The organism is Salmonella enterica subsp. diarizonae, from assembly GCF_008692785.1.
Taxonomy (GTDB): domain Bacteria; phylum Pseudomonadota; class Gammaproteobacteria; order Enterobacterales; family Enterobacteriaceae; genus Salmonella; species Salmonella diarizonae.
Genome location: NZ_VXJV01000009.1, coordinates 195,353 through 207,692 on the forward strand (window position 1 = coordinate 195,353; position 12,340 = coordinate 207,692).

Below are 12,340 nucleotides of genomic sequence, written 5' to 3' on the forward strand. Positions count from 1 at the left end.
AGTATTCACGCCCATAATTGTTGAAATTGTCGCTGCCTTTCATGACATCTTTTCCGGCGCGAGAATGATGGCAGGGCAAAGGGCATATTTGTTAACGCAACGTTATTTAAATGATGAAGCATGTTTATGTATTACGGAAGTGAAAGTTACTCACAACGCGGTGAATAATCTGTATTATGAAGAATCTGCATACCTTATCAGGTTCACTATAAAAGGAGCCCCGCATGGAAATGCTCGAAGAGCACCGATGTTTTGGCGGCTGGCAGCAGCGCTGGCGTCATCATGCCGCCACGCTAAACTGCGCCATGACATTCAGCATTTTTCTTCCGCCGACTCAGGATAATGAACCGCCTCCGGTGCTGTACTGGTTGTCCGGGTTAACCTGCAATGATGAGAATTTCGCCACCAAAGCAGGCGCGCAGCGTATCGCAGCAGAACTGGGCATCGTATTGGTGATGCCGGATACCAGTCCACGCGGCGAACAGATCGCCAACGATAGCGGATACGATTTAGGCCACGGCGCCGGGTTTTATCTCAATGCCACGCAGCCGCCCTGGGCCAGCCATTATCGCATGTATGATTACCTGCGCGATGAGCTTCCGGCGCTTATCCAGACCCAGTTTAACGTCAGCGACCGTTGCGCCATCAGCGGGCACTCGATGGGCGGTCATGGCGCGTTGATCATGGCGCTGAAAAATCCGGGCAAATACTCCAGCGTCTCTGCATTTGCGCCTATCGTCAACCCCAGCCGCGTGCCGTGGGGAATCAAAGCGTTTACCGCCTATCTCGGCGAAGATGAATCAGCCTGGATTCAGTGGGATAGCTGTGAATTAATGCTGACCAGCCAGCCGCAGGACGCCATTCCTGTGCTCATCGATCAGGGCGACAGCGATCAATTCCTTGCCGACCAGCTTCAGCCCGCCGTGCTGGCGGAAGCCGCGCGACAAACCGCCTGGCCGATGACGCTACGAATTCAGCCCGGCTACGATCATAGCTATTATTTTATTGCGTCCTTTATCGAAGACCATCTGCGCTTTCATGCCCGGTATTTGCGAGGCGAGCGTGAGGCGTCACCAACATAATGAATTTTCCAGCGCCGCGCTGTAATTCACCTCCTCCGACTGCGGCGCGGAAGATTTATTATTTAAATCCGCGGCCTGCTGGCGTACCTGAAGGCGGCCGCTGCCCTCTCCGCCTTCATAACTTTCGTGAAAATTACGCAGCTCGGATTCAAACAGCACCGCATCAAGATTATGCAACTTATCCAGAGCCCGCAGGAGAGAAATTAACGTATCAAGATTCAGCCCTCCCCCTTTCTCGATACGCTTGATGGTAGCGATGCCAACTTGCGCGCAATCGGCAAGCTGCTGCTGGGTCATCGAAAGAGACAGACGCGTCTCCTTTAAGCGGGCGCACAACGACAGGATAATCTCATCGTTATTCATCGTATTGTATTTCACTCTGTTACCCTCTCTTGCGCGGCTGAATTTTCCCCAGCGAACCATGATACGTTTCACGGTATTTAGCGCTCATGTCTTTACCGGTCTCGTACATCGCAGCAATGATCTCATCGAGCGAAATACAGGGTTCGCTTACGCGGCTCATCGCCATCGTCGCCGCGTTTATCGCTTTCACGGCAGAGATGGCATTTCTCTCTATGCAGGGAATTTGTACCTGCCCACCCAGCGGATCGCAGGTCAATCCCAGATGATGTTCCATGGCAATTTCAGCGGCACTCAGCGTTTGCTCCACGGATGCGCCCATCAGTTCAGCCAGGCCCGCCGCCGCCATTGAGCACGCCACGCCGATTTCCCCCTGACAGCCGACTTCAGATCCCAGAATAGAGGCGTTTTGTTTAAACAACATCGCGATAGCGGCGGCGGTCAGGAAAAAACGGGTCAGCGCACCGAGATCCAGCGGCGTGACAAATTTATCATACCAGCAGAGCGCCGCCGGAATGATGCCGCATGCGCCATTAGTTGGCGCGGTAACAATCTGTCCGCCGCTGGCATTTTCTTCGCTTACCGCAATCGCGAAGGCATTGACCCAGTTCAGAGCGGTTAAAAAATCACTGGCGGAACGGTTGGCCTGTAACGTTTTATGTAACGCGCAGGCGCGCCGCGGCACCTGATATGGGCCGGGTAACACCCCCTCAGTATGTAACCCGCGATAAACCGCCTGCTGCATCACGTCCCATATCTGCGCCAGATAATTTTGCAACGTCTGTGGCGAGTGGCGGCACAGCTCATTTTTCATCATCAGCGCCGCCACAGACAGGCCATTACGCCGACATAGCGCCAGCAACTGGGCGGCATGACTAAATTCAAAGGGCGACACTGTACGCAAAGGAAGCGATGGCGTCAGCGGCTCGCCATGTTTGCGAACCTGCCCGGCGCCTATCGAAAACCAGGTCTCTTCATACACCGTGAAATAATCATCCCTGGCGCGAAACGTCATAGCATAAGGATGCCCTGGGTGCGCCTGATGATTGGCGATAATCTTTACTTTTATCGTAGTTTCGCCCGCGTCGGAGAGCGGGAGTTCGATTTTATTTTCATTTTCCGCACGCTTAATCACCGACATATGCGAACGGAGATCGACATTCTCCGGCTGATAGCCCAACAGCCCAAGATAAAGGGCGGTATCCACATTGTGACACTTGCGGCTTAGCGATAAAGCGCCATACAGCTCGATTTCAATTTCCCGAATTAGCGGCAACGTCTCTTGTTCTCTGAGCAATGAAATAAAGAGCCAGGCGGCGCGCATCGGCCCTACGGTACGTGAGCTGGATGGACCTATTACTATTTTGAATATATCAAGGCAACTCTCCATCGTTATATCAATCCTTTCAGTCTCATTCGCGTTCAGTAATAAATACCATCCTCGCACAGTTGACATATCAAAAATGATACCTTTTGTGTCTGAAGTTTACCGGGTATCAAAAACAATGCTTTTTTAGCGTTTTCCTGGCAGTGATATCTGTGATAGCACAAGATTCCACGTCCAAAAAGAGTCATTATAATACCCGTAAATTAAGGGAGTTATCGTATGAGTGTTATTTATTTTATTACCACACAGGATATCGATACGTTTCAGAAAAAATTACAGGAAACGTTATTTAATGCCGTTACCATGCCGTTCCCACTATTATTTGATAAACGTTATGCCGCGCTTATCGATACCGACTATCTAAAATTCACGCTGCCAGCGGAATGTCTTACACCTGAATTTTATCGCTATTTACGCGAGCTCTCATTACAGTGGCAGTTTGATTTTTTTATTAAGCCGCAGCCACTGCCTGTTAACGGTATTATCGCGTTTGATATGGACTCCACGTTTATTGCGGAAGAAGGCGTGGATGAGATTGCCCGCGCGCTTGGCATATCGACGCAAATCGCCGCCATTACCCAACAGGCAATGGAGGGCAAACTTGATTTTAACGCCAGTTTTACCCGACGTATCGGAATGTTGAAAGGCACGCCGAAAGCGGTGCTGAACGCCGTATGCGATCGCATGACCCTTTCGCCAGGCCTGTTAACTATTCTGCCAGTCATCAAAGCCAAAGGATTTAAAACCGCGATTATCTCCGGCGGGCTGGATATTTTCACCCAGCGTCTAAAAACGCGATATCAACTGGATTATGCCTTTTCGAATACGGTTGAAATACGCGATAACGTTCTGACAGATAACATTACTTTACCGATTATGAACGCCGCAAACAAAAAAAAGACGCTGGCTGATCTGGCTGACCAGTTAAATATTGCCACGGAGAATATTGTTGCCTGTGGCGATGGTGCCAACGATCTGCCGATGTTACAGCATGCAGGCACCGGTATTGCCTGGAAAGCAAAACCGGTTGTACGGGAAAAAATCCATCATCAGATTAATCATCACGGTTTCGAATTGCTTCTTTTTTTTATTGAAGATGAATTATAACGCGACTCGCCTCGCCGGAAGGGAATTTTAAAATGAGTATAAAAACATGTATTTTCAGCCAGCCCGATAAGCCGATCGTAAAAGAGAAAAAAGAGATAGACCAGACCTATAAAAAATTTCGTCTTGAGATTATCGCCTCGGTCTTTATCTCTTATGCCGTCTTTTATCTCACCCGTAAAAACTTCTCCGCCGCAATGCCGGCCATGCTGACGGAAACATCGCTGACCGCAGAAGACTTCGCCATTATGTCTTCTATCTTCTACATTCTTTATGGCGCGATGAAGTTTGTCGGCGGGATGCTGGTCGATAAAATTAACCCGAAAGCCATGACCGGCCCGGTGCTGATTGGCGTGGGGATTGTGAATATTCTGTTCGGCTTTTCCGATAGCGTGGCGGCATTCTACGTGCTGTACAGTCTCAACGCGATATTACAGGGCACCAGCTTTCCGCCGATGGCGAAAATTATGGCCTCGTGGTTTTCGAAAAACGAACGGGGACGCTGGTGGGCTATCGTTGAAGCGGCGCACAATATCGGCGGCAGCCTCGCGCCGCTACTGACCAGTTTTGCTATCGCTTTTAGCGGTAGCTGGAAAATGGGGTTTTATGTTCCCGGCGCCATTTCGCTGCTGATGGGGATAGTGGCGCTATTTACTATTAAAGACCGTCCCGGTACGTTAGGTTTGCCCAACGTGGGGCAGTGGCGTAACGACACGACGGAACTGGCCCAGGTCAAGGCCAGCCCGGTCAACCTGAGCTTCTGGCAAATTTTTGTGAAATATATCCTGACCAATCCACTGGTATGGATCATTATTATCGGCGATATGTCGGTTTATATTGCGCGCACAATCCTTAACGACTGGCCGCAGATTTACTATTCGCAGGTTCACGGCTGGAGTCTGATAAAAGCGAACTCGATTATTTCCTGGTTTGAGGCGGGCGGACTGGCGGGCGGGTTGCTGGCAGGCTACTTGTCTGACTTTATGTTCAAAAGTAACCGCTGGATGACCGGATTAATCTTCGCGTTAGCGCTGTGCATATGCATCGTGCTGGTGCCGCTGGTTCAGGACACCTCTTACACCCTCACCGCGATTCTGTTCACCATCATGGGCTTCGCCTTATACGGACCGCATATGCTTTTTGCCGTCGGCTGTCTGGATGTGACCCATAAGGATGCGGCGGGATCGATTACCGGTTTTCGGGGATTGTTCAGCTATGTCGGCGCGGCAATGGCCGGTGTGCCAGTAATTATGGTGAAAAATAGCTGGGCGTGGTCGGGCGTTTATATTTATGCGTTGATCGCCATTCTGCTAACGACTCTGTCGCTGGCGCTACTCTCCAGGCTGCATCGTTTGTAACATTCTGGCGACAGCGGCAAAACGCGGCTGTCGCCAGTCTCTGTCAGAACCGGTAATCCACCGCCATAAAGTAACGACGTCCGTCTTCGGTATAACCGTAGTCGTCGCGTTTGAGATCTTTATCGCCCACGTTCAGAACGCCCGCACGCAGTTTAACGTTTTTCGTCGCCTGCCATGCCGCGCCGGTATCCCAGACCACATACCCGCCAGGCGTCTTCGCCGTTGCGCTGTCGGCCCGCTTACGCCCGGTATAATTCCCCGATACGTAGAACGACCAGTCTTCAAGCTGCGTCAGTTTCCAGTCCAGCGTACCGTTCGCGGTGTGGAACGGCAGATCGGAAAGCGGCTTGTTCCCGCCATTGCTAATGTCGCGTCCGTCGTTATAGGTGTAATTCAACGACAGTTTCCACGCCTCGTTAAACGGAACTTTCAGCTCGGTTTCCACGCCCTGAATACGCGCTTTATTCACGTTGTAATAACGGAAGACCGGAACGCGCTGTCCCCGACTGTTGGTTTCGAAACCGACAAAGTTGGAATAGCCGGGCGCGGCGTTAACATTAGGGGTACGGCTAATGCTGATGCGATCGTCCACATCGTTACGGAACGTAGTAATGCTCGCTTCTACGCCATCCAGTATGCCCTCTTCGCCACGGTAATAGAGGCCAAGCTCCCAGCTTTCACTGGTTTCAGGTTTCAGATCCGGGCTACCGACAATGCGACATCCGCCACGGCAGGAATTGGTTGCCCAGTCCGGGCTTAATTGCAATAGCGACGGCGCCTTAAAGGCCGTGGCCCATCCACCTTTCACCGTCAGGGTATCCGTTGCGTTATAGACCAGATAAGCACGTGGGCTCCAGTGATCGCCATAGGTTTCATGGTCATCCATACGGATGCCCGTGGTCAGCGCCAGCGGTTCGAAGATCCGCCACTCATCTTCAAGGAACAGAGCGTACTGGCTGGCGGAGGTTTTAGTACTGGAACCACCGGTCAGGTTCACCGCATCGCTCAGTTTATCGTGACGCCATTCGCCGCCGAAGGTGACGAACTGGTTGACAGGCGCTAACGGCAGAACGTATTTCCCGTCAATAGAATTGCTTTCTGACGTGATGGGGCTACTGTTACCGGGGTTTTTGTTCTCCACTTTTTCGCCGTAGAACTTGAGCTCGCTATTGCCGAGATCCCAACGTCCGTTATGGCTCAACGCGTAGTTTTGCCGCTCCAGACGGTTTTTATCCAGCGAGTCGGAGTCCCGGTCCTGGCGGTCAAAACCGTAGCCTGCGGTAACGTCATGATTTTCGTTCGGCGTCCAGGCAAACTCGACGTTTCCATCCCGGCTGGTAAATCCTTCAATGCGCGGCGTTTCACCCGTAGCGGTGGTGGCGGAACGCTGCTGCTCGTCTTTGCCGCGTTTCGCCAGGCTGCCATAGGCTTTCATCCCCAGCACGCCGTCGATCAGCGGGCCGCTGGTAAAGAACTGACCGTTATAAGTGTCGCCACGGTCGCGATGTTCCTGAAGAGTGGAATCAACCGTGACGCTGCCGTGCCATTTCTGACCAATTTTTTTGGTGATAATGTTGACCACGCCACCCAGCGCATCGGAGCCATACAGCGAGGACATGGGCCCACGCACCACCTCAATGCGTTCGATAGCGTCAACCGGTATCCAGTTCAGATCAAAATCATTATGGCGGAAGACCGCGTTACGGGAGTTGACGCGCTTACCGTCGATCAGGATCAGCGTATAGCTGCTATCCAGACCACGAATACTCACGCCTTTACGGTTATCCCCTTCGCTGGTGAGCTGCACGCCCGGTACCTCTTTCAGGACATCTTTCAGGTTTTGCACGGGCCTGCGCTGTAAATCTTGCTGGGTAATGACGCTGATACTTGCCGGTGCGTCTTTCAGATTTTGTTCGATGGCGGACGCGGTAACGACCATGGTTTCACCATCATCTGTTGCTGCGGCAACCGGCCAGGCCAACGTTACTGCGGACACACAAATCCCTACCCGAACGAAAGGGTTCAACCTAAACATTCCATTTCTCCATGAGATAAATACGACAAAAAAATCGGTTATCGCTCACAACGCATTACGTTTCGCCTGCGATAACGGTTATCACGGCGAACTCTTTTTATGCAGGCGAGTCGGGCTGATTAGCGATGGCCGCCCCCGAATCTCTATCCTTCTGATTTTGAGCGTAACGATAAAGCAAACGATAATAATTATCAATTTAATTGTTAATAATTATGTCGCCAGAAGCCAATTGTGGAGAAAAAAACAAAAAACCCTCTCGAATGAGAGGGTTAGAAGGGGCAGTTCAGGCGGTCAGTACCGGATGTCGGCATAAAACCTTATCCAGCCTACGGCGAGAATAGTGCGTTACTTTTTAACGCGTTCCGGGAAGTGCATTTCGCTATAGCGCACAAAATGCGTGCCTTTTATCAGCTTGTAGCCGAACCAGATAATCAGGAACAGAGGAATACCGATATAGGTCGCCGCGACGCCGCCCCAGTCGATGGTATCTTTCAGAAACGCTTCATAGTTCTGCCCTAACGTAATAATCAGGCACAGTACGAAGGCGAAGATCGGCCCCAGCGGGAAGAACCCGGAACGGTATGGCAAATCATTCACATCATACCCTTGCATCACGTAACCGCGACGGAAGCGATAATGGCTAATGGCGATCCCCAGCCAGGCGATGAAGCCCGTCATACCGGAGGTGTTCAACAGCCACAGATAGACCGTCTGGTTGCCGAACATTGAGGTCAAAAAGCAAAGACCGGCAATCACGGTGGTGGCATAAAGCGCATTGCGCGGTACGCCGCCGCGGGACAATTTAGCAAAAATACGCGGAGCCTTACCGTCACAGGCCAGGGTGTAGAGCATACGGGTAGAGGCATACATCCCGGAGTTGCCCGCAGACAGTACCGCCGTCAGGATAACCGCATTCATTATCGCCGCCGCAGACAACAAGCCCGCATGCTGGAACACTAAGGTAAACGGACTGACGCTAATGTCTTTGACGTCGTTCCGCAGCAGGTTCGGATCGGTATAAGGAATGATCAGGCTGATAATCAAAATCGCGAAGACATAAAACAGCAGGATACGCCAGAAGACCTGACGCACCGCGCGCGGAATATTCTTCTCCGGATTTTCGGATTCCCCGGCGGCAATACCAATAAGCTCGGTTCCCTGGAAAGAGAAGCCCACGATCATCGCAACGCCAATCATTGCCGCAAAACCGCCAGCGAAAGGCGCATCGCCCGTCGTCCAGTTGCTCCAGCCGACCGGCTCGACACCTTTAAAAATGCCGATAATCATCGCTACGCCAACGATGATGAAGATAATAACGGTCGCCACTTTAATTAACGAGAACCAGTACTCCGCCTCGCCAAAACCGCGCACGGAAATGTAGTTCAGCAAGAAAATGACGCAGAGGAATAGCGCGCTCCAGATCCAGCCCGGCGTATCAGGGAACCACCAGCCCATCACCAGCTGTGCGGCGACCAGATCAACAGCGATAGTCACTGCCCAGTTGTACCAGTAGTTCCAACCCAGCGCGAAACCAAAGCCTTCTTCCACATAGTTCTGACCATACGTCGCAAACGAGCCAGATACTGGCATATAGGCCGCCAGCTCACCAAGACTGGTCATCAGGAAATAGACCATCAAACCAATCAGAATATAAGAAAACAGCGCGCCGCCTGGCCCCGCCTGAGAAATTGTCGCACCAGATGCAACGAAAAGACCTGTCCCGATGGAGCCGCCAATGGCAATCATCGTCAGGTGACGCGCCTTTAATTCGCGACGTAGCGCGGGCGCTTCTGTGGTTTTAGTTTTGGAACCCATGTGAAAATGCTATCCATCCAAAAAATGAGGCGCGATTGTAACAGACGAAATGCTATCCTTCCGGCACAAATGCGCGGTTATAAGAGACCTTCATGACCGGCCACGGATTATAAGTAAAGCAGAGAATAACGTATACGTAAGCGGATACTAAAAATGGCGATGCCGCCCGGGTAGCCCTCCTCTTCACCCTTATTCACAGTAACTCAAAAAACGCTGCAACGCGTTAGAAAGATGTTTCTGCCGATGATGAACACGCCACAACGTGCGCACCAGGCGCGGTAACGGCACCGCGACTTCGCTCAGGGTTCCCGCCTGGAGTTGTTCAGCAATCACCCGGCGCGATAAACAGCTTATCCCCAGTCCATGACGCACCGCATGTTTGATCGCTTCTGAATTCCCCAACTCCATCGCCATATGAAAACGCGGCAAATGCGACAACAGCAAATAATCGACAATTTCCCGCGTACCGGAACCGCGCTCGCGTAAAATCCATGGGGATGCCGCAAGCTGTTCCAGCGTCACCGGCCCCTGCGTCAGCGGCGAGGACGGCGCGGCAAAGACCACCAGCTCATCTTCCAGCCATGGCTCAGAGATAATCTCTGTACTGTGACACGGTCCTTCAATCAGGCCGATATCGACCCGAAAATCCAGCACCGCGTTAATCACGTCCTGGCTGTTTCCCACGCTGAGTTCCAGCGGCAAGGCCGGATAATGCTGGCGATAGCGGGCAATCATGGCGGGTAAAATGTAATTGCCGATGGTGCTACTGGCATAAACCCGTATCGCGCCGTTATCTTCACGAAATAGCTGCTCAATTTCTACCGCTTGCTCCAGCAACGCCAGCGCGCGCGGATATAACAAGCGCCCATGTTCGTTGACCACCAGCCGTTTACCCACCCGGTCAAACAACTGTACGCCGAGCTGACCTTCCAGATCGGTGAGCGCGGCGCTAACGGCGGACTGCGATAATGACAGCATGACCGACGCCTGGGTTGTTGAACCGCTTTTCAGTACTTCAGCAAACACTTCAAGTTGTCGTAGCGTAATATGCATAGTCGTATCCCACCGATAGCGTTTCACTTACCACTTATAAAGATTAATTATAAATATATAATCAATTTTATTTTTAAACCAGATCACCGTAACCTTATTGTCCATATACAGGAGAAGGTTATGACAGAAATCACCTTGCAGAAGCATCGTCGTACAGTGTGGCATTTTATACCGGGGCTCGCTCTGAGCGCTGTCATTACAGGAGTCGCCCTGTGGGGCGGCGCTATCCCTGCCGTCGCAGGCGCCGGGTTCAGCGCCCTGACCCTGGCAATCCTGCTGGGTATGGTTATCGGGAATACCGTCTATCCACAAATATGGAAACAATGCGACGGCGGCGTGCTGTTTGCAAAACAACATTTGCTGCGTTTAGGAATTATCCTTTACGGTTTTCGACTTACCTTTTCACAAATCGCCGACGTGGGCATTAGCGGTATTGTGATTGACGTATTAACGCTTTCCAGCACGTTCATGCTGGCCTGCTTCTTAGGCCAAAAAGTCTTTGGTCTGGACAGGCACACCAGTTGGCTGATTGGCGCCGGTAGCAGTATCTGCGGCGCAGCGGCGGTACTGGCGACAGAGCCGGTGGTAAAAGCGGAAGCCAGTAAGGTTACTGTAGCCGTAGCGACTGTCGTTATCTTCGGCACAATCGCCATTTTCCTTTACCCGGCGATGTATCCGCTGCTGGCACACTGGTTCAGCCCGGAAACTTACGGCATCTATATCGGCTCAACCATGCATGAAGTCGCGCAAGTGGTCGCAGCGGGTCACGCTGTTAGCCCGGATGCGGAAAATGCGGCGGTTATCGCTAAGATGCTGCGTGTTATGATGCTGGCGCCGTTCCTGATCATTCTGGCGGCGCGCGTTAAACAGCTTTCACCGGCGGCCGGCGCGGAAAAAAGCAAAATTACTATTCCGTGGTTTGCTATTTTCTTCATCGTAGTGGCGATCTTCAACCCTTTCCACCTGCTGCCGAAAGCCGTGGTGGATATGCTGGTGACGCTGGACACGATACTGTTGGCGATGGCAATGGCGGCATTGGGTCTGACCACTCACGTTAGCGCCTTGAAAAAAGCAGGGGCGAAACCGCTGCTGATGGCGCTGGCATTATTCGCCTGGCTGATTATTGGCGGCGGAGCTATTAACGTCCTAATCCATAGCCTTATCGCATAAACTATTACGTTTCACGCCTGTTAACCCGTTATCATAGCGTTCGCAATGAACCGTATAGCGGGTTTAACAGGAGTCTTTTATGAAATACATCGGAGCGCACGTCAGCGCTGCTGGCGGTCTGGCTAACGCCCCTGCCCGCGCGGCTGAAATTGGCGCAACGGCCTTTGCGCTTTTCACGAAAAACCAGCGTCAGTGGCGTGCCGCCCCCCTTATTCCCCAAGTCATTGATGACTTTAAAATCGCCTGTGAAAAGTATCATTTCTCAGCGGCGCAAATTCTTCCCCACGATAGTTACCTGATTAATCTGGGCCATCCGGTCAGTGAAGCGCTGGAAAAATCGCGCGATGCTTTCCTCGATGAAATGCAGCGCTGTGAACAACTCGGCTTAACCCTGCTTAATTTTCATCCCGGTAGCCATCTGATGCAGATTGCACAGGAGGATTGCCTGGCGCGGATCGCTGAATCTATCAATATCGCCCTCGCGCAGACCGAGGGCGTCACGGCGGTCATCGAAAATACAGCCGGTCAGGGCAGTAATCTGGGATTTGAGTTTGAACAGATAGCCGCCATCATCGACGGCGTAGAAGATAAGTCGCGCGTCGGCGTCTGTATCGATACCTGTCATGCCTTTGCCGCCGGATACGATCTGCGTACGCCAGAGGCGTGCGAAAAAACGTTTGCCGAATTCGGGCAAATTGTCGGATTTCAGTATTTGCGCGGGATGCACCTTAACGACGCCAAAAGCGCCTTCGGTAGCCGCGTTGACCGCCATCACAGTCTGGGTGAAGGCAATATCGGCCACGATGCGTTTCGTTGGATTATGCAGGATGCACGTTTTGACGGTATTCCGCTGATACTGGAGACCATCAATCCTGATATCTGGGCGGAAGAGATTGCGTGGTTAAAAGCCCAGCAAATTGCCGAAGCGATGGTCTGACGCTCCATGTTCTTCAGGCAATAAAAAAGGCAGAGCGCG

General features: G+C 52.0%; 10 protein-coding genes. 5 read left to right on the forward strand and 5 right to left on the reverse strand.

Translation table 11 applies throughout. From position 1 onward, the window contains the following. Nucleotides 1-224 precede the first annotated feature (224 nt). Entirely contained in the window at nucleotides 225-1,082 is an 858-nt protein-coding gene (fghA, locus tag F4V72_RS19265) for an S-formylglutathione hydrolase (RefSeq protein WP_053510447.1), read from the forward strand. Here fghA and F4V72_RS19270 read toward each other — a convergent pair. Both F4V72_RS19270 and F4V72_RS19275 read right to left on the reverse strand, forming a co-directional pair. Then, complete coding sequence (locus F4V72_RS19270) at nucleotides 1,071-1,460, reverse strand: helix-turn-helix transcriptional regulator (RefSeq protein ID WP_023248330.1); 390 nt, start codon at nucleotides 1,458-1,460, stop codon at nucleotides 1,071-1,073. The genes fghA and F4V72_RS19270 overlap by 12 nt on opposite strands. Nucleotides 1,461-1,464: 4 nt before the next feature. Then, nucleotides 1,465-2,832 carry an L-serine ammonia-lyase gene (locus tag F4V72_RS19275; protein ID WP_053510460.1) on the reverse strand — a complete coding sequence of 456 codons (1,368 nt, stop codon included), beginning with the start codon at nucleotides 2,830-2,832 and terminating at the stop codon, nucleotides 1,465-1,467. A gap of 216 nt (nucleotides 2,833-3,048) precedes the next feature. Here F4V72_RS19275 and serB point away from each other — a divergent pair, with 216 nt between their 5' ends. Together serB and F4V72_RS19285 are read left to right on the forward strand one after the other, a co-directional pair. Continuing rightward, the gene (gene serB, locus F4V72_RS19280) at nucleotides 3,049-3,936 is read left to right on the forward strand and encodes a phosphoserine phosphatase SerB (protein ID WP_070801842.1); all 888 of its coding nucleotides are present in this window, start codon (nucleotides 3,049-3,051) and stop codon (nucleotides 3,934-3,936) included. Between the two features lie 32 nt (nucleotides 3,937-3,968). Then, nucleotides 3,969-5,291 carry an MFS transporter gene (locus tag F4V72_RS19285; protein WP_053510464.1) on the forward strand — a complete coding sequence of 441 codons (1,323 nt, stop codon included), beginning with the start codon at nucleotides 3,969-3,971 and terminating at the stop codon, nucleotides 5,289-5,291. Nucleotides 5,292-5,334: 43 nt separating this feature from the next. Here F4V72_RS19285 and cirA read toward each other — a convergent pair whose 3' ends face one another. The 3 genes from cirA to yieE all read right to left on the reverse strand — a co-directional run bounded on the left by cirA (nucleotide 5,335) and on the right by yieE (nucleotide 10,194). Then, nucleotides 5,335-7,326 (reverse strand): catecholate siderophore receptor CirA, encoded by a 1,992-nt coding sequence (gene cirA, locus F4V72_RS19290; RefSeq protein WP_136058186.1) that lies wholly within the window; start codon nucleotides 7,324-7,326, stop codon nucleotides 5,335-5,337. A 345-nt stretch (nucleotides 7,327-7,671) separates the two neighbouring features. Continuing rightward, entirely contained in the window at nucleotides 7,672-9,141 is a 1,470-nt protein-coding gene (lysP, locus tag F4V72_RS19295; protein ID WP_000535001.1) for a lysine-specific permease, read from the reverse strand. A 189-nt stretch (nucleotides 9,142-9,330) separates the two neighbouring features. Further along, nucleotides 9,331-10,194, reverse strand: a complete 864-nt coding sequence (gene yieE / locus F4V72_RS19300) for a DNA-binding transcriptional regulator YeiE (RefSeq protein ID WP_000548317.1) — start codon at nucleotides 10,192-10,194, stop codon at nucleotides 9,331-9,333. 120 nt (nucleotides 10,195-10,314) lie between these two features. On the opposite strand from yieE, the gene F4V72_RS19305 reads away from it, so the two are divergent. After that, entirely contained in the window at nucleotides 10,315-11,364 is a 1,050-nt protein-coding gene (locus F4V72_RS19305; RefSeq protein ID WP_136058185.1) for a YeiH family protein, read from the forward strand. A gap of 79 nt (nucleotides 11,365-11,443) precedes the next feature. Continuing rightward, nucleotides 11,444-12,301 (forward strand): deoxyribonuclease IV, encoded by an 858-nt coding sequence (gene nfo / locus F4V72_RS19310; RefSeq protein ID WP_136058184.1) that lies wholly within the window; start codon nucleotides 11,444-11,446, stop codon nucleotides 12,299-12,301. The last annotated feature ends 39 nt before the right edge of the window (nucleotides 12,302-12,340 follow it).

Coding starts and splice junctions, on each gene's coding strand:
- fghA (WP_053510447.1), top strand. CDS start 225: ATGGAAATGCTCGAAGAGCACCGATGTTTTGGCGGCTGGCAGCAGCGC.
- F4V72_RS19275 (WP_053510460.1), bottom strand. CDS start 2,832: ATGGAGAGTTGCCTTGATATATTCAAAATAGTAATAGGTCCATCCAGC.
- serB (WP_070801842.1), top strand. CDS start 3,049: ATGAGTGTTATTTATTTTATTACCACACAGGATATCGATACGTTTCAG.
- F4V72_RS19285 (WP_053510464.1), top strand. CDS start 3,969: ATGAGTATAAAAACATGTATTTTCAGCCAGCCCGATAAGCCGATCGTA.
- cirA (WP_136058186.1), bottom strand. CDS start 7,326: ATGTTTAGGTTGAACCCTTTCGTTCGGGTAGGGATTTGTGTGTCCGCA.
- lysP (WP_000535001.1), bottom strand. CDS start 9,141: ATGGGTTCCAAAACTAAAACCACAGAAGCGCCCGCGCTACGTCGCGAA.
- yieE (WP_000548317.1), bottom strand. CDS start 10,194: ATGCATATTACGCTACGACAACTTGAAGTGTTTGCTGAAGTACTGAAA.
- F4V72_RS19305 (WP_136058185.1), top strand. CDS start 10,315: ATGACAGAAATCACCTTGCAGAAGCATCGTCGTACAGTGTGGCATTTT.
- nfo (WP_136058184.1), top strand. CDS start 11,444: ATGAAATACATCGGAGCGCACGTCAGCGCTGCTGGCGGTCTGGCTAAC.